Raw genomic sequence first — 22,814 nt, 5'->3', positions numbered from 1 at the left:
GCCGTGCGCGCCGGGCCTTTTGACGGCCGACCCCCCACTTGGCCGGCCGGTGGATCAGGAGCGGGTCGCGCGGGTCGCCTTGACCGCCGTGGTCTTCGCGTCCGCGGACGACTTGGTGGCCCCGTGCGCGTCCTTGGGCAGGACGATCACGCAGACCTTGCCCGGCTTACCCGGCTTGCCGGGCTTGGTGGGCAGGGGCTTCCCGGGCTTGCCCGGCTTGCTGGGCGTGGTGGGCGTGGTGGGCGTGGTGGGGGTGGTGGGCTTGCCCGGCTTCGCGGGGAGCGCGGGGACGGAGTCCGTCTTCCCGGAGCCACGCTTGATCACCACGACCTTGCAGGTCTTCCCGGGCTCAGCCGGGAAGGCGGGGATGACGACACAGGTGTCGTCATCCCAACGGGAGCGGTCCTTCGACACCGCGGTGGCCTTCTTACCGGCCGCCTTGCCCGCATCGGTCAGCTTGACCGCCTTGGCATGGTCGACCACCTTGCCCGGCTCGGTCGGCGTAGTCGGCTTGCCCGGCTTGGTCGGCGTGGTCGGCGTGGCGCTGTCGTCGTCGGACGGGATCGCGCAGACGGCCGGACCGTGGGACGTCTTCCCCTTGGCGGCGGAGGCCGACGCCGAGGAGGCCTGGGAGGCCGAGGCCGAGGCGGGGGCCGAGGCCCCCAGCGCCAGGGCGCCGGCCGCCACGGCGAGCACGACACCGCGACGCTTCGCGGCCGAGGCACGGAGCAGGGAACGAGACATGGGCACAGCTCTCCTTGACTCAGGGGGTTGCACTGGCTGCCGAAGAACCCTTGATCCGTCGGCGCACTCACCGTGGCGCACCGATGCTGAGTCCTCGCTGAAACACCTGAGGCCCCGCTGAAACCGGTGCCGGAACCGGTGCCGGTTTCAGCGGGGCCTCAGCTTGCCCGTGCCATCCTGACCGCGTGCGCATACTGGTGGTGGAAGATGACGCCCGGCTCCGCGAGCTGCTCACCGAGGGTCTGGAGCAGGAGGGTTTCACCATCGAGACGGCGGCCGACGGGCTGAGCGGCCTGGCGCTCGCCCGGTCCGGCGAGTACGCGGCGATCGTGCTGGATGTGATGCTCCCCGGGTGCTCCGGCTATCAGCTGTGCTCGCGGCTGCGCGAAGAGGGCGACTGGACGCCGATCCTGATGCTCACCGCCAAGGACGGCGAGTACGACGAGGCCGATGGGCTCGACGTGGGCGCGGACGACTATCTGACCAAGCCGTTCTCCTTCGTCGTGCTCATCGCCCGGGTGCGCGCCCTGGTGCGGCGCGGCGGGCTGGACCGGCCCGAGGTGCTGGAGCTGGGCGATCTGCGGCTGGAGCCCGCGGCGCTGGCCTGCGCGCGCGGGACGGACGAGGTCACGCTCACGGCCAAGGAGTTCGCCGTGCTGGAGTACCTCGCCCGGCGCGCCGGGCAGGTGGTCTCCAAGTCCGAGATCGTGCAGAGCGTGTGGGACGCCGCGTACGACGGCGGGGCGAATCTCGTCGAGGTCTACATCCGCAGTCTGCGCCGCAAGATCGATGTGCCGTACGGACGGCGGTCGATCCGCACGATACGGGGCGCGGGCTATCTGCTGGCCCGCGACGGAGGGTGAGACAGTGGGGCACACAGCGGACTCGATACGCGTCGCGGACGCGGAGCACAGGGCGCACGGGCAGCGGGAGTCGGAGGACACGCGGGCCCACCGCCCGCACCTGACCTCCGGGTTGAGCGTGCGCGCCAAGGCCGTGCTGGCGGCAGCCGGGACCGTGGCCTTCGCGATCGCGCTGTGCATGCTGGCGCTGGTGCTCGCCCTCCAGCACAACCTCCGTGCCAGCGCCGACCTGGACGCCAGGAACGCCGCCGTGGCGATCAAGGGTCAGCTGGGGAAGACCCGGGCCATGCCGCAGCGGGCGTTGGTCGTCGCCCCCGGCGCGGTGACGATCAAGGACGCCGCCGGCCGGACGGTCACCCCCGCGACCCCGACGGATGCCGCCTCGCAGGCGCCGACCGGGCTCTCGACGTCCCCCGCCGAACCCACCGAACCCACCCAGCCCTTCGAACCCGTCGAGGCCGGGCAGCCGTACAGCGTGACGGTGAGCCCCTCGACCACCTCCCTCGACAGCGCCACCGGGCTGCTGCTGCGCCAGGCCGCCCCCGCGGCCGCCGGTCTGGTGCTGTTCGTGGCGGGGCTCACCTGGCTGCTGGTGGGCCGCGCGCTGCGCCCGGTCGCCGCGATGCGGCAGGAGTTCACCGAGATCACCGAGCGCGATCTGCACCGCCGGGTGCCGGTGCCCCGGGCGCGGGACGAGATCCACCGGCTGGCCCGGACCATGAACGCCACGCTGGACCGGCTGCACCGGGCCATGACCCGGCAGCGGCAGTTCGTGGCCGACGCCTCGCACGAGCTGCGCAGCCCCATCGCGGCCGTACGCGCCCAGCTCGAGCTGGTCCTGGCCCGCCCGTCGCGCACCGACTGGCCGGTCGCCGTGCACAAGGCGCTGCGGGACACCGACCGGCTCCAGGCCGTCGCCTCCGATCTGCTGCTGCTCGCCCGGCTCGACGCGCAGGAGGCGCCGCCCAAGGCCGCGGTGGACCTCGGCGCGCTGGCGGCCGAGGAGGTACGGCGCCACCCGGGCGCGCTGACGATGGACCAGCCCACGACGGCCGGGGACCCGACGACCGGGGACCCGACCGCCGGGGACCGGCTCACGAAATCCGGGAGCCGGGACCGGGCCGCCGTCGTGACCGGCAGCCGGGTGCAGCTGTCCCGGCTGCTCACCAACCTCGCCGACAACGCCCGCCGCCACACCCGTACCAGCGTCTCGATCACCGTGGCGGTCCAGGGCGGCATGGTCGAACTGGCCGTGGACGACGACGGCCCCGGCATCCCCGAAAGCGACCGCGAGCGCGTTTTCGAACGGTTCACCCGGCTGGATGATGCCCGGGCCCGCCAGGACGGCGGCACCGGTCTCGGCCTCGCCATCGCCAATGACATCGCTCACGCCCACGGCGGCACCCTTACGGTGCTCACCAGCCCGCGGGGCGGGGCTCGCCTGCTGTTGCGCCTGCCCCGGGCGGCCTAGCCGAACCCCGACCCCGGTGCGGACACGGCCGCCCAGTCGTGAGAGTTTGGCAACTACCGGACCAGACTGATCAGTTGGTCAGTAGTATCTGCCCTTTCTTGGCCGTGTCCCAGATGGAGGTGTCGAAGGTGCTGTCGGGGACGGGGGCCGTCGTGCTGGCCGCGTCCGCGGTGCTGGTACTGGTGTTATCACTGTGCCTCACCTGGGTGGTCAGACTTCGCCGCGCGCTCGCGGACGCGCGTAGGGCGACCGAGCGAGAACGAGCCGTTTCCGAGCGGGAACGAGCCAACGCGGCCGAAGGACGGGCACTGGCGGCCGAGCGCGGCGAGGAGGTCGCCCGGCTGGCCGCCGTACAGACCGATCTGGACGAGGCGGCGCGCCGGGAGCGGATCCTGCGCGACTCCGTCCAGGCGTCGTTCGAGTCCGTGGCCCGCAATATGCACGCCATGTCGATGGTGCAGCAGCAGGTGCTCGACGGCCTGGAACAGCATGTCGAGGACGCCGGGCTGATGGGCGAGGTCATGAAGGCGGACCACGCCGCCGCCCAGATGACCCGTAAGGCCCAGACGCTGCTGGTGATGTGCGGGATCTGGCCCGCGCGGCGGGAGACCCGGCCGGTGTCGCTCTTCGACTGTGTGCGGGGCGCGCAGTCGCGCATCGTGGAGTTCGGCCGGGTGGACGTCCACGGCGGTCAGACCCTCTACGCGGTGGCCCCCGCCGTGGAGGGCCTGATGCACGCGGTGGCCGAACTCCTGGAGAACGCCACCGTCTTCTCCCCCTCTCGCACCCAGGTCGCGGTCGCCATCCGCGAGGTCGCCGCGGGCGCGGTCATCGAGATCGACGACGCGGGGCTCGGGATGCCGCCGGACGTGCTGGAGAAGGCCGTGGGCCAGCTGCGGGACGGTCTTGACCTGGCCCAGCTGGGCGCGGTGCCCCGGCTGGGGCTCGCCTGTGTGGGGCGCTGGTCGCGGGAGCTGGGCTTCGGCGTCGAGCTGTCCACGGCATCGGCGTACGGCGGCACGCGGGTGGTGGTCTTCGTACCGCACCGGCTGCTGACCGAGCAGACGAGCGCCGTACGGGCGGCGGACCGCGAGCCGGTGGTCGTGGAGCCCGTGGTCGTCGGCACGGTGAACCAGGACGCGGGCGGCGCGGGGCTCGGCCCGGCCGCCGCGGACCCCGCCGGGAGCGGCCTGCTGAACGGCGCGTCCGTGGACGACATCCCCGACATCCCCGACGCGCCCGACGCCCCCGCACCCCTCGGCACCGGGCTGCCCCGGCGCCGCAACCGCCGCCGCCCGGCCTCCGGAGCCGCGTCGGCTTCCCCCGCCCCCTCAGCCGACGTGATCGACCCGGCCGCCGCCTCCGGCGCCGCGGCCCGCGCCGCGCCCACCCCGCCGGCCGCGGCGGCCCCCTGGACACCCGAGGCCGCCCGCGCCTCCATCACCAGCGTCGTCTCCGGCACCCGCCGCGGGCGCGCGGAAGCGGAGGCGGAGGCCGTACCACCCGACGATGAATCGAGTCCGGATCGAGAAGACCGAGAGGGAGGCCGGTAGTGGCCGGAACCATATCCAGGTTGCCCGACGTTGGATGGATGCTGCGTCCGCTGACCGGGATCCCCGGGGTGCGGCACGCCGTCGTCGTCTCGGAGGACGGCCTGCGCATGGGCCACGACTCCGCCGAGGGGCTGACCGGCGAGGTGTCCCGGCTCGGGGTGGCCGAGGCCGAGTCGCTGGCCGCCGCCTGTGCCGCGCTCACGGTCACCAGCCAGTCCACGGTGTCACTGCTGTTCGGCGACGAGGCCGGGGTGCGGCAGCTGATGATCGAGTCCGACAGCGGGTTCGTGCTGTTCACCTCGGCCGGTCAGGGCGCCTCACTGGGGGTGGCCACCGACACGGAGGCGGATGTCGGCCTGGTGGCTCAGCAGATGCAGTTACTGGTCGCGAAGATCGGTGCCCATCTGAGCAGCCAGCCGCGGGAGCCGATGGGCCGCCCGACGTCATGAGCCGGCCCGGCGAGGAACGCACCACGGCCGCGGTGCGCCCCTATGTGATCACACGGGGGCGTGCCGGTTCCTCACGGGATGCCCTGTCGCTGGAGACGCTTGTCGTGGCGTCCGGGAGCGCGCTGCCGCCGCATCTCCAGCCCGAGTACCGGCGGATCGCCGACTTCTGCCAGGGGCTGCTGTCGGTGGCGGAGGTCGCCGCCCATCTCGGTCAGCCACCGGCCGTGGTGCAGGTGCTGCTCGCGGATCTCATCGACTGGGGGCACATCGTGGCGCGTCCGCCGATCCGGGTGGTCAAGCGAAAACGTGCCGATTTGGACTTGCTGAGGAAGGTGCTCGATGGGCTTGAGAGCAAGCTCTGAGATCTCGATGGCCGGTACGGACGGCACAACCAGGACCGACCACACGGCCCACCCGGGCCACGCGGACCCCACGACCCGCACAGACCACACCCACGAGACAGGCGAGACGGACGAGACGGGCGATACGGACGACATGGATGACATGGACGACACCCCCGTCATGTACGTGGAGTCCAGCGTGGCCGGGGCGGCCAAGATCCTGGTGGTCGGCCCGATGGGCGTCGGCAAGACCACGCTGATCGGCACGGTGTCGGAGATCAAGCCGCTCTCCACCGAGGCGACGATGAGCCAGGCAGGGGCGCGGCTCGACACCAAGGTGCGGCCGTCGAAGACCACGACCACCGTCGCGCTGGACTTCGGGCGGATCACCCTGGGCGGCGAGCTGGTGCTGTATCTCTTCGGCACCCCCGGCCAGCAGCGGTTCCTCCCCGCCTGGAAGGACCTGGCGCGCGGTGCGCTGGGCGCGCTCGCGCTGGTCGACACCCGCGATCTGGAGGCGTCCTTCGACGCGATCGGGCATCTGGAGGACCTGGATGTGCCGTTCTCCGTCGCCGTCAACGCCTTCCCGGACAGCACGCAGCACAACGAGGACGATCTGCGCTCCGCGCTCGATCTGCTCCCGCACACCCCGCTGGTCATCTGTGACGCCCGGGAGCACAAGTCCTCGGTCCAGGCGCTGATCTCGCTTGTCTCGCATCTGATCGAGACGCTGACGGAGGCGTCGTGACCGCCCGGGCCGCCTCCCGGGTGGCGCTGCACGGGACCGCGCTCGACGGTCCGCTGACCGAGCTGTACGAGCGGATGCGGCGCGACCACGGTCCGGTGGTCCCGGTGGAGATCGCGCCCCGGGTCGAGGCATGGCTGGTCATCGGCCACCGTGAGCTGCTCCATCTCACCCGCGACGAGCAGTACTTCTCCCATGACCCGCGCCGCTGGACCCCGCTGCGCGAGGGCCGGGTGGCGGCCGACTCGCCGCTGATGCCGCTCGTGGGCTGGCGCCCGGCGCTGCTGTTCGCCGACGGCTCGGCGCACCGCCGGATGCGCTCGGCGGTGGCCGACGCGCTGGGGCGGGTCAACGGCCACGAGCTGATCCGCAGAGTGCGGGCCACCGCGGAGCGGCTGGTCGCCGGGTTCGCCGACCAGCACGCGGCGGATCTGGTGGAACAGTACGCGCGGCTCCTGCCGCTGCAGGTCGTCACCGAACTACTGGGCCTCGACGAGGAGAACGGGGCCCGGCTGGTCGAGACGCTCACCACGATCGTCGCCCCGACCGTGGCCGCCACCGGTGCCAACAAGCGGATGGGCCAGATCCTGCTCCAGCTGATCGCCGGGAAGAAGCGGCGGCCGGGCGCGGATCTGACGTCCTGGCTGCTGGAGCACCCCGTCGGGCTCAGCGACGAGGAGGTGCTGCACAACCTTGTGGTGATCATCGTCGCGGGCAACAACACCACCGTGAACTGGATCGCCTCCACGCTCCAGATCCTGCTCACCGACCCCGCGTTCCGCTCCTCGCTGGCCCGCGGCCATCTCACCGTGGACGACGCCCTGGACCTGGTGCTGTGGCGCCAGCCGCCCACCCAGAACTTCCCCGGCCGCTACGCCACCCGCGATCTGCGCTTCGGCGGCCAGGACATCCGCGCCGGGGACATGCTCATCCTGGGCCTCGCGGGCGCCAACGCGGACCCGGAGGTGCTGCCCGAGGACGGGCGTCCGGTGGTCGGCAACCGCTCGTACCTCGCCTTCGGGGCGGGCCCGCACGGCTGCCCGGCACGGGATCCGGCCCGGCTGATCACCCGTACCGCCGTGGACACGCTGCGCCACCGGCTGCCCGATATGGAGATCGCGGTGCCGGAGGAGCAGCTTCCGTGGATCACCTCGCCGTGGTCCAAGGGCCTGGCCAAGCTGCCGGTGCGGTTCTCGGCGCCGCAACTGGCCGCCGATGCGTCGGCTTCGGGCTCGGGCTCGGCTTCGGGCTCGGGCTCGGCTTCGACTTCGGCTTCGGGCTCAGTGGCTTCGGGCTCAGTGGTCTCGGGCTCAGTGGCCCCGGCCTCCGGCTCACCGGCAACGCCCCTCGACTGACCACCGGTCCCGACCCCCGACTCCCCCGCAGGAGACAGCAGATGACCGACGGCCGATGCCCCGTGCCGCACGCCGACCCCGCCGCCGCACCGCACCGCCTGGACCCCACCGGGGCGCGCCAGCACGCGGTGAACGAAGAGCTGCGCGCCCGCGGGGCCGCGGTCCCGGTCCTGCTGCCCGGTGACGTACCGGCGTACGCCATCACCCGGCACGAGGAACTGAAGGACTTCGTCACCCACCCCGACGTGGCCAAGAACGCCTGCCACTTCGCCGCGCTGCAGAACGACGAGCTCCCGCCCGGTTGGCCGATGCGGACCTTCGCCACCGTGCGCGGCATGATCACCGCGGATGGCGAGGACCACAAGCGGCTGCGGTCCCTGGTGACCCGGGCGTTCACCCCGCGCCGGGTGGAGGCGTTACGCCCGGTGGTCCACGAGCTGACCGGCACGCTGCTGGAGCGGCTGGGCGAGGCCGCCGCGGCCGATCCGGACGGGGTGGCCGATCTGCGCCGCCACTTCGCGCTGCCGCTGCCCATGAGCGTGATCTGCCAGCTGCTGGGCGTGGACGACCACTACCAGGACCGGCTGCACGAGCTGTCCAACGAGATCGTCTCCACCCAGACCGCGCCCGACCGGGTCCCGGCCGCCAACCGCGAGATGGTGGCCATCCTCGGCCAGGTGGCCGCTGCCCGGCTGCAGGACCCCGGGGACGACCTGACCAGCGCGCTGATCGCGGTCCGTGAGGAGGACGGCGACCGGCTCAGCGAGGAGGAGCTGATCGGCACGCTGATGCTGACGATCATCGCCGGGCACGAGACCACGCTCAATCTGATCACCAACGCGGTGCGGGCCCTGTGCAACCACCGCGATCAGCTGGATCTGGTCCGCTCCGGGGCCGCGAGCTGGGGCGATGTGGTCGAGGAGACACTGCGGTACGACAGCCCGGTGTCCTTCTTCCCGTTCCGCTACACCACGAGGGACCTCCCGGTCGGGGACGCGGTCATCCCGAAGGGCGCGCCCGTACTCATCTCGTACACCGCCGCCGGGCGCGACGAGCGGGCGTACGGCCCGGACGCCGGCCGCTTCGACGTCACCCGGGGCGCACGCCACCTGTCCTTCGGCCACGGCGCCCACTTCTGCCTGGGCGCCCCGCTGGCCCGCATGGAGGCCGTGATCGCCCTCGAGGCCCTCTTCACCCGCTTCCCCGCGCTGGATCTGGCGATCCCCGACGAGGAGCTGGTCCCCCACCCCAGCTTCGTCGGCAACAGCCCGCGGCGGCTGCCCATCCGGCTGGGAGTGCCTCACAACAGCTGACGAGGTGCGCTGAGGGCAGCGTTGCCTACGGGAAACGGCGGGGATGCGGTCGGGTAACAGGCGCCCCGCAGGCTTCCTGGCATGGAGTCGTACAGGGAGCCGATGAGCCCGCGCTGCCGCCGGGTGGTGATCGTCGGCGGCGGGATGGCGGGCACGAGGCTGGCGCAGCAGCTGGCCGCGCATGCGGTTGGCGTGGGTGCGGTTGGCGTGGGTGCGGGTTCCGTCGAGGTCACGATCATCGGTGAGGAGCCGCACCCCGCGTACAACCGGGTACTGCTCGCCGAGGTCCTCGCCGGGCGGTACGCGCCGGAGATCATCGCGCTCCCCGCCCCCGCCGCCGGGGTGCGGCGGCTCAGCGGGGTGCAGGTGGTGCGCATCGACCGCGCCACGGCGGAGGTGGTGTGCGACGACGGCCGCCGCGTGCCGTACGACGCGCTGGTGCTGGCCACAGGCTCCAACCCGGTGCTGCCGCCGCTGCGCGGCCTGTTCGAACCGGACGGCCAAGACCTCCCGGACGGCGTCCACGCCTTCCGCACCATGGACGACTGCCTGGCGCTCGGCGCGGCCGTACGGCCCGGAGCGCGGGCCGTCGTCATCGGCGGCGGCCTCCTCGGCGTCTCCGCCGCGCGTGCGCTGGCCCAGCGCGGCGCCCAGGTCGTCCTGGCGCAGCAGAGCGAGCACCTGATGGAACGCCAGCTGGACCCGGGCGCGTCAGGGGTGCTGCGGCGGCATATGGCGGCGCTGGGCGTGGAGGTCCACACGGAGTGCCGCGTCCGCGGTCTGCGCACCCGCGCGACGGACGCGGGGCGCTTTGTGAAGGCCGTCGAACTGGCCGACGGATACGCCCTGGAGGCGGACCTGGTCGTACTGGCGTGCGGAGTCCGCCCACGGGTCGGGCTGGCGCGGGCCGCTGGGGTGGAGGTGGCGCGGGGGATCGTGATCGACGACGAGCTGCGGACGAGTGACCCGCGGGTGTTCGCGATCGGCGACTGCGCGGAGCACGCGGGGGTCGTGTACGGCTTGGCGGGCGCGGCGCAAGAACAGGCGGACGTGCTGGCGGGCCTGCTCTCCCCCACCCCGCCCCTCCCCGAACCTATGGGGCTCCGCCCCCTAGACCCCCACGGAGACTCCGCCCCAGACCCCGCACTCGGGAACCGGTTTGTGGGCAATCGTTCCGCGGAGGGGGCACCTCCCAGCGGTAGCTGGGGGAGGAACGGGTGGGCACAAACCGGCCACCGGGCCGCACCCGGCAACGAAACCCCGCCCCGCGACACGGATGCCGCACCCCGGTACCACGGCACCCGCACGCTCACCCGCCTCACGCTCACCTCAGCGTCCGGCCCCCTCGATCTCGCCGCTTTCGGTAACCCCACCCCCGCCCCCGGCGACGACGTCATTCACCTCGCCGACGCCACCCGCAACACGTACCGCAAAGTCGTGGTCCGTGGTGACCGCCTGCTCGGGGGCATTCTTCTCGGCGATCTCGGCACCGTCGGCGCGCTCGCCCGCACCTGGGAGAGCGACGAGCCGCTCCCCGCCACTCCCTTGCTCCACCTGCTGACCAACGATGGAGGGTCCTGACGATGAGCGCATCGAATCCCCGAACCGCCGCAGCCGCCGAAAACGCCGCACCCACCATCGTGCTCGTCGGCCACGGCATGGTCGGACAGCGGTTTCTCGAAGCGCTGGCCGAGCGGAAGGTCACGGAGACCGCCCGCGTCGTCGTGTTCTGTGAGGAGCCCCGTCCCGCCTATGACCGCGTCCAGCTGACCTCGTACTTCTCCGGGCGCACCCCGGACGGGCTCTCCCTCGTCGAGGACGGCTTCATGGCACGCCACGGCATCGAGTTGCATCTGGGCGACCCGGCCGAGGTCATCGACCGCGACGCCCGCACCGTGACCGCCCGGTCCGGGCTGACCGTCGCCTATGACGCGCTCGTGCTGGCCACCGGCTCGTACCCGTTCGTCCCGCCCGTGCCCGGCAAGGACAGCGACGGCTGTTTCGTCTACCGGACCATCGAGGATCTGCTCGCGATCGAGGAGTACGCGAAGGACCGCTCGTCCGGCGATTCCGGCGCGTCCGGCGTCGTCGTCGGCGGTGGGCTGCTCGGCCTCGAAGCCGCCGGTGCGCTCAAGGGGCTGGGGCTCACCACCCACATCGTGGAGTTCAACCCGCGTCTGATGGCCATCCAGGTGGACGAGGGCGGCGGCGCCGCGCTGCGGCGCACGGTCGAGGACATGGGCCTGATCGTGCACACCGGCGTCGGCGGTAAGGAGATCACGGCGGACGGCGACGGCGCGGTCACCGCCATGACGCTGTCCGACGGCTCGTCCATCGACACCGACCTCGTCATCTTCTCGGCGGGCGTGCGCCCCCGCGATCAGCTGGCCCGGGACTGCGGCCTGGACGTCGGCGAGCGCGGCGGCATCGCGGTGGACGAGACGTGCCGCACCAGCGATCCCGCGGTGTACGCGATCGGCGAGTGCGCGCTGGCCGCCGACGGCCGGGTGTACGGGCTGGTCGCGCCCGGTTACGAGATGGCCGAGGTGGCGGCCCGCGAGATCGCCGATACGCCGGACGGCGGGGGCTTCACCGGCGCCGACACCTCCACCAAGCTCAAGCTCCTCGGCGTCGACGTGGCCAGCTTCGGCGACGCTCACGGCACCGCGGACGGCTGCCTGGACGTCGTCTACTCCGACTCCCGCTCGGGCGTCTACAAGAAGCTCGTGGTGGGCGCCGACGGCGCCCTCCTCGGCGGGGTGCTGGTCGGCGACGCCGAGTCCTACGGCATGCTGCGCCCCCTCACCGGCTCGGTGCCGCCCGTAAGCCCCGAGCAGCTCGTCCTCCCGGCGGGGCTTGGCGCGCCCGCCGCCCTCGGCCCCTCCGCGCTGCCGGACGAGGCGGTCATCTGCAACTGCCACAACGTCACCAAGGGCGCGATCCGTTCGGCCGTCACCGACCACCACCGCACCACCGTCCCGGAGGTGAAGAAGTGCACCAAGGCGGGCACGGGCTGCGGCAGCTGCGTCAAGGCGCTCACCTCGCTCGTCAACGACGAGCTCGAGGCGGGCGGGGTCAGTGTGGACAAGGGGCTGTGCGGCTGCTTCGCGTACACCCGCGCCGAGCTGTACGAGATCGTCCGCACCCTGCGCATCACCACCTACGCCCAGCTGCTGGACAGCCACGGCCGGGCGGAGGCCCGGGAGGGCGACGGCTGTGAGGTGTGCAAGCCCGCCGTGGCCTCGATCATCGCCTCGCTGGCCCCGACCCTGGGCGCGAGCGGCTACGTCCTGGACGGCGAGCAGGCGGCCCTCCAGGACACCAACGACCACTTCCTGGCCAATCTCCAGCGCAACGGGTCGTATTCGATCGTCCCCCGGATCCCGGGCGGGGAGATCACCCCGGAGAAGCTGATCGTGATCGGCGAGGTGGCCCGGGACTTCGGGCTCTATACGAAGATCACCGGCGGTCAGCGGATCGACCTCTTCGGCGCCCGGGTGGACCAGCTCCCGCTGATCTGGACGCGGCTGGTGGACGCCGGTTTCGAGTCGGGCCACGCGTACGGCAAGGCGCTGCGCACCGTGAAGTCGTGCGTGGGCCAGACCTGGTGCCGCTACGGAGTGCAGGACTCGGTGCGGATGGCCATCGACCTGGAGCTGCGCTACCGGGGGCTGCGCTCACCGCACAAGCTCAAGTCGGCCGTCTCCGGCTGTGCCCGCGAATGCGCCGAGGCGCGCGGCAAGGACTTCGGCGTGATCGCCACGTCCAACGGCTGGAACCTGTACGTGGGCGGCAACGGCGGGGCCGATCCGCGCCACGCCGACCTGCTCGCCCAGGACCTGGACGACAAGGAGCTGATCCGGCTCATCGACCGGTTCCTGATGTTCTACATCCGCACCGCGGACCGTCTGGAGCGCACCTCGGCCTGGCTGGAACGGATCGAGGGCGGCCTGGACCACGTCCGCGAGGTAGTGGTCGAGGACTCGCTCGGGCTGGGCGCCGAGCTCGAGGCGATGATGGCCGACCATGTGACCGGCTACCGCGACGAGTGGGCCGAGACCCTGGGCGACCCCGAGCGGCTGCGGCGCTTCGTCTCCTTCGTCAACGCGCCGGGCGCGCCCGACCCGTCGGTGAAGTTCGTGCCCGAGCGCGACCAGGTCAAGCCGGACCTGACGATCCTGTCAGGACCCACCCTCCCCGTCCGTACTCTCGAAGGGACTGCCAGCCGATGACCATGGCACCCATGACGCCCATGACGCCCACGGCAGCCACCGAGCGGACCGCGGTCCGCGTGGAACTCCTCGTCGACCAGCGGTGGTTCACCGTCTGCGAGCTGACCGACCTCACCCCCGGGCGCGGGGTGGCCGCCCTGCTGCCGGACGGCGCCCAGGTGGCGGTCTTCCTGGACCGCTCGGGGCGGGTGTACGCGATCGCCAACCGCGACCCGTTCACCGGGGCGTACGTCCTCTCCCGTGGGCTGCTGGGCTCGGCGGGCGGGCGGCCGTTCGTCGCCTCCCCGCTGCTGAAGCAGCGCTTCGACCTGGAGACGGGGCGGTGCCTGGACGACGAGGGGGTCGTCGTCCAGGCGTACGCCACCCGTGCGCGGGCGGGCGCGGACGAGGTGTCAGCCCAGGTCGCGTGAGACCAGCACCCCGCACTGGACGGGGTCGCTCGCACAGCCGGCCGTCCCCGCCGCGAGCACGCCCTTCGTCCCGGGGACGCCCGCGACGCCGAGCACCGTGGACATCTCGCTGTGCTCGGTGACGTCGGCGGGCAGCTCCTCGGTCGCCCACTCCGTACCGGTCCAACGGGTCAGTACGGAGTGGGGGTTGCCCGGGGCCCAGCCGGCGATCCAGGGCCGCCCGGCGCCGTCCGCGCCCGCGGCGTTCGCCTCGCCGAACGGGAGCGCGGGGAGCGACTGCCAGCGGCTGCCGGTCCAGCGGGTGGCCATGGTGGCCGTGGGCGACTGCGGGTCGTTGGTCTTCCCGACGACGTAGACCGAGTTACGGCCGGTGGCCACGGCGTGGTTGGCCACCCAGCCGGTCGGGTGCTCACCGGGGGTCGGCACCTCGCGGACCGTCCAGCCGCTGCCGTTCCAGTGGTACAGCAGCGGTACGGACACCTCGCCGGTCATGGCGCTCGCGGTGACCCAAACGTCGTCCGGGCCGGTGCCGGTGATGTCCCAGGGCTGTACCTCGCCACCGCCGGGGGCCGCGGGGAGGGACGCCTCCTGCCACGCGGAGCCGTTCCAGCGCTCCAGCCGGGACACCTGGGTGTCGCCGTTCGGATCCCAGTCGAAGCTGGTCAGCCAGGCCGACTTCGTACCGAACGCGGCCAGGTCGCCGACGAAGCTCAGCGACCCCTCGGCGGGGGCCGCGTGGCCGACCTTCGTCCACTTCGTGCCGTCCCAGTGCTGCAGCACGATCGGCGCGGAGGTGTTGTCGGCCAGGCTGCCCGCCGCCCAGGCGTCGTCGGGCGCGGCGGCGGCGACCTTCTCCAGCTGGGCCGGTTCGCCGCCGGTGGATGCGGCGGGTACGTCCGTCCATGTGCCGCCGTTCCAGTGCCTGATCAGGGGGGGCGGGCCCGTCGGCACCGTCCGTCCGGCGGCCCACCGTCCAGGCGTCCTTGGCGCCGGTCGCGGCGACGTCCCAGAACTCCCGCGAGGCGGTCTCGCGCAGCGGCGTCCGCAGCTTCCACGGGGTGTCGGCGCGGGCCGCCCGGTCGGACCGAGGCGCGGGCCGCCGGGCCGGACGAGGCGCTGGGCGCGGTGCCGGTCGCGGCGCTGGGCGCGGTGCCGGTCGCGGCGTTCGCCTGCGCCCCGAGCGTGCCGAGTGCGACCGCGCACACCACGACCGCTGTGCGCAGCCGTGTCCGGCGGGTTCCGGGCCGTCCTGTGGCTCTGTCCATGACGCTCCTTCTGCTCGGGTGGGGCTCTCAGAAGGAAATGGCCGCCACCCGGCCGTTCTTACAGCTCGTCCCGACCGGTCATTCAGGGGTCCTCAGCTGCCGGTCGGTCCACTCGGACGCCACCGTGGCGGTGTAGTTCACCACCGTGCCCGCCGTGAGCCCCGCCTCGGCGGCCTTCGCTTTCGTCCTGGTCAGCACCTCCTGGTCGGACAACAGGGCCCCGGTCGCCGGATCCACGATCAGCTCCGACCGCGCGGTCCCGTAGTCGGGCCGGGCGGTCGCGGGCAGGGCGAAGCCGGCCCCCTTACGGCCCAGCGGGTCGGTCACCTCGCCGAGCGACCGGATGCCCGGCAGATCCGCGATGACGCGGTACGCGGCGGCCCGGACCGCCGGCCTGACCGGGAGGCCGATCAGCCCGGCCGCCTGCCGCCACATCCACACCGAGCTTGCCGCCCGACCCGGACGCGGCGAGCGTCACGTCCTTCGGCGATCCGGCGGCCCGCCAGCGCGCCCTGTCACGCGCGGTGCGGGGCTCGGTGGTGGCGTCGATCCCCGAGACCCACAGGCTCCGCGTACCGGGCCGCACCCCGAAGGACCACCGCGACGTCTCGGAGGAGACCACCGCGAAGGTCGACTCGGACTGGGACTCGGACCTGGACCCGGACTCGGCTCGGACGGAGGCGACGCCGATCCAGGACGACCGCGTGGTCGTCCGCCAGTACGTGCCCTCGTCCGGTGTGCGATCCACCCGGCGGCCACGTTGAGCAGCGCCAGGCGGCCGCTCTCGGGCGTGCGCCGCGGGCCGTCCGTGGTGGGGCGTCCGTGGCCGTGCGGCGCTGCGTAAGCTGCGGCGCTACGTAAGCTGCGGCGCTACGTAAGCTCAGAAGCTTGATGGGGACGTCCCTCTCTCGTCTCTTCACGTCTGATCCGGTTTTCCGGAAGACTTCTGCAAGGTTCCGAGGGCGCGTCCCCGGGCGAGGAAGCAAGAGGCGGGGGTGGCTCCCGTCAACGGAGGAGGCGGTAATGGCTACGGAGAGCAGGGGCACCGAGGGCGGCGCCCGGCCCAAGGTGACGATCACGGCCATCGCCCAGGAGGCCGGGGTGTCGGTGCCCACGGTCTCCCGGGTGGTCAACGGCCGTTCGGATGTCTCGCCCGAGACCCGGGCCCGGGTCGAGGACCTGCTGCGGCTCCACGGCTACCGCCGCCGCCAGAGCGCGCCCGGCGATCGCGCCGCCCTGGTGGACCTGGTCTTCAACGACCTGGACAGCCCCTGGGCGGTGGAGATCATCCGAGGCGTGGAGGAGATCGCGCACCAGGACGGCGTGGGCACGGTGGTCTCGGCGATCCACGGCCGCGCGGGCTCCGCCCGGCAGTGGCTGAAGAACCTGCGGGCCCGCGCCTCGGACGGGGTGATCCTGGTGACGTCCGTACTGGAGCCGGTGGTCCACGAGGAACTGCGGCGGCTGAACGTGCCGATCGTGGTCGTCGACCCGGCCGGCTCACCGGCGCTCGACGCGCCCACCGTGGGGGCCACCAACTGGGCGGGCGGCATGGCCGCCACCGAACATCTGCTGAGCCTCGGCCACCGCCGCATCGGCCTGATCGCCGGTCTGCCCCGGCTGTTGTGCAGCCGGGCGCGGCTGGACGGCCACCGCGCGGCGCTGGAGGCGGCGGGCGTGCCGTTCGACCCGGCGCTGGTCGCGCAGGGCGACTTCTACCACGAGTCCGGTTTCCACGGCTGCGACCAGCTGATGTCCGGACCCACCCCGCCGACCGCCATCTTCGCCTCCAGCGACCAGATGGCGCTGGGCGCGATCGAGGCGCTGCGGCGGCGGGGGCTGCGGGTTCCGGAGGACGTGAGCATCATCGGCTTCGACGACCTTCCGGAAGTCCGCTGGTCGGCGCCCCCGCTGACGACGATCCGCCAGCCGCTCGCGGACATGGGGAAGTTGGCCGCCCGTACGGTGTTGCGGCAGGCGCGGGGGGAGGAGATCGAGTCCCCGAGGGTCGAGCTGGCCACCCAGCTGATCATACGAGCCAGCACGGCACCACCCACCGAGGGCTGACCCCGCAAGCCCGCACCCGCCGGGGGCTGATTCCCCACCCCGCCCCTTCCCGAATCAGGGGCTCCGCCCCCGACCCCCCGTCGGGGCTCCGTCCCGCCGAACGCCCTTCGGGCGTGTCCTCAATCGCCGGACGGGCTGGAAAATCCAGCCCGTCCGGCGATTGAGGACCGGGGGCCGGGGGTGTCCCCCGGTTCGGGGAGGGGCGGGGTGGGGAACGAAAGCCGCCCGCCGCCGCACCCCTTGACACCGCATCAGCACCCCCATACCTTCCACGCAACCACTTCCGAGAATTATCGGGCTACTTCCGGAAGGCACACGATGCGCATACCTCGGTCAAGGTCCACCCTTCGCGCGTCCACCCTGGCAGCGGCCGCGCTGCTGCTCGGAACGGCACTCGCCGGCTGCGGAAGCGGCGGGCCCGGGGGTTCGGATGACGACTCCCTCGACGTCTGGGTCTACCAGGACGCCTCGACCAAGGTGCAGCGCGAGGTCGTCAAGCGGTTCAACAAGACCTCCGACATCAAGGTGAAGCTCACCCAGGTGCCGGGTGAGGGCTACTCGGACAAGATGCGCACCTCCATGGGCACGCCCAACGCCCCGGATGTCTTCTTCAACTGGGGCGGCGGCAGCATCAGCGACTTCGTCAAGAAGGACATGCTGCTCGACCTGGACCCGGCGATGGCCAAGGACCCGGAGTTGAAGAAGGCGTTCATCCCCACGATCCTCGACGCGGGCGCGATCGGCGGAAAGCACTACGGAATCCCGATGCGCGGGATGCAGCCGGTGATCCTCTTCTACAACAAGGACGTCTTCGAGGGCGCCGGGGCCCAGCCCCCGAAGTCCTGGGACGATCTGCTGAAGCTCATCGACACCTTCAAAGGCAAGGGCGTCACCCCGTTCGCGCTGGCCGGCACCGACGCCTGGACCGAGCTGATGTGGGTGGAGTACCTGGTGGACCGCTACGGCGGGGCCGGGGTGTTCCAGAAGATCCAGAGTCAGTCCATGGCGGCGTGGGACGACCCTGCGGTGCTCAAGGCCGCGCGGACGGTCAGGGACCTGGTCGGCCGGGGCGCGTTCGGCAAGAACTACAAGTCGGTCAACTACACCGCCGACGGGGCCTCCACGCTCTTCGCCAAGGGCAAGGCGGCCATGCATCTGATGGGCAGCTGGGAGTACGCCAACCAGGAGGCCAACCAGCCCGCGTTCGCCAAGTCGGGGCTGGGCTGGACCACCTTCCCGGCGGTCCCCGGCGGCAGCGGTGACCCCAAGAGCGTGGTCGGCAACCCGACCAACTACTGGTCGGTCAACGCCAAGGTGAAGGGCGACAAGCAGAAGACGGCGATCGAGTTCGTGAAGTTCGCGGCGAAGCAGGACTACTCCAAGGACCTGATCGCCAACGGGGACGTCCCCACCACCTCCGACGCCACCTCCCTGCTCGCCGAGCACGAGAACCCCGGCTACGCGCGGTTCCAGTACGACCTGGTCAAGCAGGCCCCCGACTTCACGCTCTCCTGGGACCAGGCGCTGCCCGCCAAGTACACCCCGCCGCTGCACACCGCCGTGCAGAAGCTGTTCAACGGGCAGCTCAGCCCGGCCGGGTTCATCGACGCCCTGAAGGGCATGTGATGGCGGACGCCGCGACGAGCGGGCCGCGCCCGGCGCGCGAACCGCGCCAAAGCGTCGGGCGGGCCGGGGTCGGCCGGCCCGGCGTCGTCTGGGCTCTCCCCGGGGCGCTCTTCTTCGTCTTCTTCGCGGTGGCTCCGATGGTCCTGGTCGGCGCCCTCGCCTTCACCAACTGGGACGGCATCGGCACCCCGAGCTGGACCGGGATGAGCAACTGGTCCCGGCTGTGGGACGACCCGGAGACCCATCAGGCCATCTGGCTCAGCCTGGTGCTCACCGTGCTGACCTGGGTGTTCCAGACCCCGCTCGCCCTGCTGCTGGGCGTATGGGCGGCCGGTCGGCAGCGCAACCGGGCCGTGCTGTCCGCCATCTTCTTCCTGCCGCTGCTGGGCTCCTCCGTGGCGCTCGCGCTGGTCTGGAAGTCGCTGCTGGACCCCAACTTCGGCCTGATCGCCGACATCGGGCCCGCCCTGGGCTTCGCGGACGGCGATCTGCTGGGCAGCTCCAAGGGCGCCTTCGGGGCGATCCTCTTCGTCACCGCCTGGCAGTTCATCCCGCTGCACACGCTGATCTACCAGGGCGGCGCCCGCGCCATCCCGCGCTCGCTCTACGACGCGGCGGCGATCGACGGCGCCGGGACCGTACGGCAGTTCTTCTCGATCACCCTGCCCCAGCTGCGCAACACCATCGTCACCTCCTCGGTGATCATGGTGGTGGGCGCGCTGACCTTCTTCGACACCGTGCTGATCCTCACCAAGGGCGGGCCGGGCACGGACACCACGATCGTGCCGTATCTGATGTACAAGAACGGCTTCCAGGCGTTCGACCTCGGCTACGCCAGCGCGGTCGCCACCATCCTCGTCGTCGTCGCCACCACCGTCTCGCTGCTGCTGGTGCGGCTCACCGGCTTCGCCGCGATGCGCAGCACCCGGGAGGGGATGTGACCGACGTTCTGCACGACCACCCGAATCCTCGCCCGAACGGCCCCCTGAACGGCGTTCGTACGCCGAACAAGACCCCGGCGGCTCCTCGCCCCCGCCTCCGCCGCCGGGGTCTGCCCCGCGCCAACTACCCGGCCGGGCTCGGCTCCCTGATCTGGCTCGGCATCGTCGGACTGCCGCTGTACGTCCTGGTGGCCGCCACCTTCCAGACCCGCGACGGCTATATCGACGACGGCCCGCTGGCCCTGCCCGACCATCCGACGCTCGCCAACTACCGGCGGGTGCTGCGCTCCGACTTCCTCTCCTACCTCCTCAATACCGCGCTGGTCACGGCCGTGTGCGCGGCGATCGTGATCACGCTGTCGGTGACCGTCGGCTACACCGTCGTCCGCGCCCGCGGCCGCGCCTCCCGCCGGATCTTCCAGATCTTCCTGCTGGGTCTGGCGATCCCCTCCCAGGCGGTGGTGATCCCGGTCTATCTGGTCATCACCAAGCTCCATCTGTACGACACCCTGCTCGCCGTGATCCTGCCGACGGCCGCCTTCTCCCTCCCGGTCAGTGTGCTGATCCTGGTCGGCACGATGCGCGACATCGACGAGGAGCTGTACGAGTCGATGGCGCTGGACGGGGCGAGCCCGACCCGGGTGCTGCTCCAGCTCGTCGTACCGCTGTCGCGGTCCGGGATCTCCACGGTCGGGGTGATGTCGGCCCTGCACGCCTGGAACGGCTTCCTCTTCCCGCTGCTGCTCACCCAGTCCAAGAGCAACCGGCTGCTGACCCTGGGGCTGTACGACTACGTGGGCGAGTTCCGGGTGGACACCCCGGCGCTGCTCACCGCCGTGGTGCTCTCCATCGTCCCGATCTTCCTGGTCTATCTCTTCGCCCGCCGTCAGCTGATCAGTGGACTGATGGGCATGGGCGGCAAATAGGCCGCCCACGCGCGGTACCCACGCCGTTTCCGGGACGCACAAGCCGTTTCCGGGCACGCAAGCCGTTCTCCCACCCCGCCGTCCTCCCCCGACAAGGAGCTTCATGCCTCAGCCCTGGCAGGACACCTCCCTCTCCGCCGAGGACCGCGCGGCGGCCCTGCTCTCCTCGATGACGCTGGAGGAGAAGCTGGCCCAACTCGTCGGCGTATGGCCGGGATCCGAGGCCGAGGAGGGCGAGGACGTCGCCCCGCTCCAGCACGAGGTGTCCGAGGCCGTGGACCTCGACGGCCTCCTCCCGCACGGCATCGGCCAGCTGACCCGGCCCTTCGGCACCTCCCCCGTCGAACCGGCCGAGGGCGCCGCCGCGCTGGCCCGCCTCCAGGCCCGGATCGCCGCCGGGAACCGCTTCGGGATCCCGGCGCTGGCCCATGAGGAGTGTCTGACCGGCTTCTTCGCCTGGCGCGCCACCGTCTTCCCCACCCCGCTCGCCTGGGGCGCGTCCTTCGACCCGGCGCTGGTGGGGCGGGCGGCCGAGCTGATCGGCGGTTCGCTGCGGTCGGCCGGTATCCACCAGGGTCTGGCCCCGGTGCTGGACGTGGTGCGGGACGCGCGCTGGGGCCGTACGGAGGAGTCCATCGGCGAGGACCCGTATCTCGTCGCGACCATCGGCACCGCGTACGTCCGCGGCCTGGAGTCCGCCGGGATCGTCGCCACCCTCAAGCACTTCGCGGGCTACGCCGCCTCCCGGGGCGGCCGCAACCACGCACCGGTCTCCATCGGGCCCCGGGAACTCGCCGATGTCATCCTGCCGCCCTTCGAACTGGCCGTGCGGGACGGGGGCGCGCGGTCGGTCATGCACTCCTACAACGACCTCGACGGGGTGCCCTCGGCCGCCAACCCCTGGCTGCTGACCGAACTGCTCCGCGACACCTGGGGCTTCACCGGCACCGTCGTCGCCGACTACTTCGGGGTGTCCTTCCTGGAGCTGGCCCACCGGGTGGCCGACACCCGGGGCGGCGCGGCCGGGCTCGCCCTGGCGGCCGGTGTGGACGTGGAGCTGCCCGCGGTGCGCTGCTTCGGCACCCCGCTGCGGGACGCGGTACGGGCCGGGGAGGTGGACGAGGCGCTGGTGGACCGGGCGGCGCTGCGGGTGCTGCGGCAGAAGTGCGAGCTGGGGCTGCTGGACGCGGACTGGTCGCCGGTGCCGTCGGCGCTCGCGGAGTCGGCGGGCCCCGTCGATCGCGATCTCGATCTCGATCCCCCGGAGATGCGGGCCCTCGCGCGGGAGCTCGCCGAGGAGTCGGTGGTGCTGCTCGCCGACGACGGCGATGTGCTGCCGCTCGCGCCGGACGCCCGGATCGCGGTGGTCGGCCCGCTCGCCGACGACCCGGCCGCCATGCTCGGCTGCTACACCTTCCCCCGCCACGTCGGGGTGGAGCACCCCGACCTGCCCCTGGGCCTCGAGGTGCCGACGCTCTTCGCCGCGCTGCGCGCCGAGCTGCCCGGTGCGCGGATCAGCCATGCCGAGGGGTGCGCCGCGCCCGGCCCGGCCGCGTCCGCCGGGGACCCGGGGGGCGCGGCCTCGGCCGGTGCGGCGGCGCTCACCGCCGAGAGCCGGCTGGCGCAGGCGGCCCGGACGGCGGCGGACGCGGATGTGTGCGTCGCGGTGCTGGGCGACCGCTCGGGCCTGTTCGGCCGGGGCACCTCGGGCGAGGGCTGTGACGCCGCCGACCTCGAACTGCCCGGTGAGCAGGGGGCGTTGCTGGACACGCTGGTGGCCACCGGTACGCCTGTGGTGCTGGTGCTGTTCACCGGCCGGCCGTACGCCCTCGGCCGCTGGTCGCGCCTGCTGGCCGCCGCCGTGCAGGCGTTCTTCCCCGGTGAGGAGGGCGGCCCGGCGGTCGCCGGGGTGCTGAGCGGGCGCGTCAACCCCTCGGGCCGGCTGCCGGTGAGCGTTCCGTACACGTCCGCCGGCCAGCCCTGGACGTACCCACAGCCGCCGCTCGGGCTGCACGGCGACGCCAGCTCCATCGACCCGACCCCGCTGTTCCCCTTCGGCCATGGGCTGTCCTACACCTCGTTCGCCTGGGAGCGCCCGGAGGCCGACGCGACCGATGTGCCGACCGACGGGGAGACCACGGTCCGGCTGACCGTGCGCAACACCGGTGACCGGGCCGGGACCGAGGTCGTACAGCTCTATCTGCACGATCCGGTGGCCCGTATCGCCCGGCCGGTGTCCCGGCTGATCGGCTACGCACGGGTGCCGCTGCGGCGGGGCGAGTCCGCCGAGGTCCACTTCGCCTTCCATGCCGATCTCGCCTCGTATCCGCTGGGCGCCGATGGCACGAGGGTGGTGGAGCCGGGCGCCCTTGAGCTGCGGCTGGCCTCCTCCAGCGCCGACTCCGGCGTACGGCACACCGTGCCGCTGACGCTGACCGGGCCCGAGCGCACGGTGGACCACCGGCGGCGGATGGTGTGCGAGGTGCGGGTGAAGTAGGGGCGGGTGAAGTAGG

The 22,814-nt window shown here is 72.4% G+C and carries 20 protein-coding genes; 17 read left to right on the top strand and 3 right to left on the bottom strand.

The window, feature by feature from the left end:
• Positions 1-54 precede the first annotated feature (54 nt).
• A complete protein-coding gene (locus JK364_RS49870; RefSeq protein WP_201858111.1) occupies positions 55-744 on the bottom strand; it encodes a hypothetical protein in 690 nt (229 codons plus the stop codon).
• Between the two features lie 185 nt (positions 745-929).
• Between JK364_RS49870 and JK364_RS49865 the strand changes: the two genes are divergently transcribed.
• The 11 genes from JK364_RS49865 to nirD all read left to right on the top strand — a co-directional run bounded on the left by JK364_RS49865 (position 930) and on the right by nirD (position 13,476).
• On the top strand, positions 930-1,607 hold the full coding sequence (locus JK364_RS49865) for a response regulator transcription factor (RefSeq protein ID WP_020871501.1): 678 nt from the start codon (positions 930-932) through the stop codon (positions 1,605-1,607).
• Positions 1,608-1,611: 4 nt separating this feature from the next.
• Positions 1,612-3,078 (top strand): sensor histidine kinase, encoded by a 1,467-nt coding sequence (locus JK364_RS49860; RefSeq protein WP_307841657.1) that lies wholly within the window; start codon positions 1,612-1,614, stop codon positions 3,076-3,078.
• Between the two features lie 128 nt (positions 3,079-3,206).
• Positions 3,207-4,631: an ATP-binding protein gene (locus JK364_RS49855; RefSeq protein ID WP_201858116.1), complete on the top strand. Its 1,425-nt coding sequence runs from the start codon at positions 3,207-3,209 to the stop codon at positions 4,629-4,631.
• Positions 4,631-5,080 carry a roadblock/LC7 domain-containing protein gene (locus tag JK364_RS49850; protein ID WP_121824213.1) on the top strand — a complete coding sequence of 150 codons (450 nt, stop codon included), beginning with the start codon at positions 4,631-4,633 and terminating at the stop codon, positions 5,078-5,080. Before JK364_RS49855 ends, JK364_RS49850 begins: the two co-directional genes overlap by 1 nt.
• On the top strand, positions 5,077-5,442 hold the full coding sequence (locus JK364_RS49845; protein WP_201858109.1) for a DUF742 domain-containing protein: 366 nt from the start codon (positions 5,077-5,079) through the stop codon (positions 5,440-5,442). The genes JK364_RS49850 and JK364_RS49845 overlap by 4 nt, the downstream gene beginning before the upstream one ends.
• Positions 5,426-6,169 carry a GTP-binding protein gene (locus JK364_RS49840; RefSeq protein ID WP_230993762.1) on the top strand — a complete coding sequence of 248 codons (744 nt, stop codon included), beginning with the start codon at positions 5,426-5,428 and terminating at the stop codon, positions 6,167-6,169. The genes JK364_RS49845 and JK364_RS49840 overlap by 17 nt, the downstream gene beginning before the upstream one ends.
• Complete coding sequence (locus tag JK364_RS49835; RefSeq protein WP_307841656.1) at positions 6,166-7,521, top strand: cytochrome P450; 1,356 nt, start codon at positions 6,166-6,168, stop codon at positions 7,519-7,521. Before JK364_RS49840 ends, JK364_RS49835 begins: the two co-directional genes overlap by 4 nt.
• Positions 7,522-7,562: 41 nt before the next feature.
• Positions 7,563-8,834 (top strand): cytochrome P450 family protein, encoded by a 1,272-nt coding sequence (locus tag JK364_RS49830; protein ID WP_201858108.1) that lies wholly within the window; start codon positions 7,563-7,565, stop codon positions 8,832-8,834.
• A gap of 144 nt (positions 8,835-8,978) precedes the next feature.
• A complete protein-coding gene (locus JK364_RS49825) occupies positions 8,979-10,415 on the top strand; it encodes an NAD(P)/FAD-dependent oxidoreductase (RefSeq protein ID WP_443732278.1) in 1,437 nt (478 codons plus the stop codon).
• A gap of 2 nt (positions 10,416-10,417) precedes the next feature.
• Positions 10,418-13,066: a nitrite reductase large subunit NirB gene (gene nirB, locus JK364_RS49820; RefSeq protein WP_201858106.1), complete on the top strand. Its 2,649-nt coding sequence runs from the start codon at positions 10,418-10,420 to the stop codon at positions 13,064-13,066.
• A gap of 11 nt (positions 13,067-13,077) precedes the next feature.
• Positions 13,078-13,476 carry a nitrite reductase small subunit NirD gene (gene nirD / locus JK364_RS49815; protein ID WP_372462089.1) on the top strand — a complete coding sequence of 133 codons (399 nt, stop codon included), beginning with the start codon at positions 13,078-13,080 and terminating at the stop codon, positions 13,474-13,476.
• Here nirD and JK364_RS49810 read toward each other — a convergent pair.
• Entirely contained in the window at positions 13,459-14,427 is a 969-nt protein-coding gene (locus JK364_RS49810) for a hypothetical protein (protein WP_201858104.1), read from the bottom strand. The two genes, nirD and JK364_RS49810, sit on opposite strands and share 18 nt — an antisense overlap.
• A gap of 392 nt (positions 14,428-14,819) precedes the next feature.
• Positions 14,820-15,176: a hypothetical protein gene (locus JK364_RS49805; protein ID WP_201858103.1), complete on the bottom strand. Its 357-nt coding sequence runs from the start codon at positions 15,174-15,176 to the stop codon at positions 14,820-14,822.
• Between the two features lie 11 nt (positions 15,177-15,187).
• Here JK364_RS49805 and JK364_RS49800 point away from each other — a divergent pair, with 11 nt between their 5' ends.
• From JK364_RS49800 to JK364_RS49775, 6 genes are all read left to right on the top strand, one after another.
• A complete protein-coding gene (locus JK364_RS49800) occupies positions 15,188-15,505 on the top strand; it encodes a hypothetical protein (RefSeq protein WP_201858102.1) in 318 nt (105 codons plus the stop codon).
• Between the two features lie 259 nt (positions 15,506-15,764).
• Positions 15,765-16,808, top strand: coding sequence for a LacI family DNA-binding transcriptional regulator (locus JK364_RS49795; protein WP_201858101.1), 1,044 nt, complete (start codon positions 15,765-15,767; stop codon positions 16,806-16,808).
• 318 nt (positions 16,809-17,126) lie between these two features.
• Entirely contained in the window at positions 17,127-18,434 is a 1,308-nt protein-coding gene (locus JK364_RS49790; RefSeq protein WP_201858100.1) for an extracellular solute-binding protein, read from the top strand.
• Positions 18,434-19,375, top strand: coding sequence for a carbohydrate ABC transporter permease (locus tag JK364_RS49785; protein WP_201858099.1), 942 nt, complete (start codon positions 18,434-18,436; stop codon positions 19,373-19,375). The genes JK364_RS49790 and JK364_RS49785 overlap by 1 nt, the downstream gene beginning before the upstream one ends.
• Positions 19,376-19,419: 44 nt before the next feature.
• Positions 19,420-20,301: a carbohydrate ABC transporter permease gene (locus JK364_RS49780; protein ID WP_372462090.1), complete on the top strand. Its 882-nt coding sequence runs from the start codon at positions 19,420-19,422 to the stop codon at positions 20,299-20,301.
• 103 nt (positions 20,302-20,404) lie between these two features.
• Positions 20,405-22,798, top strand: a complete 2,394-nt coding sequence (locus JK364_RS49775; protein ID WP_201858098.1) for a beta-xylosidase/alpha-l-arabinosidase — start codon at positions 20,405-20,407, stop codon at positions 22,796-22,798.
• The last annotated feature ends 16 nt before the right edge of the window (positions 22,799-22,814 follow it).

Source organism: Streptomyces endocoffeicus, assembly GCF_016741935.1.
GTDB classification, from domain to species: Bacteria; Actinomycetota; Actinomycetes; order Streptomycetales; family Streptomycetaceae; genus Streptomyces; species Streptomyces endocoffeicus.
Note: the sequence above shows the minus strand (reverse complement) of the source record. Positions and strands in the feature narration are given on the sequence as shown.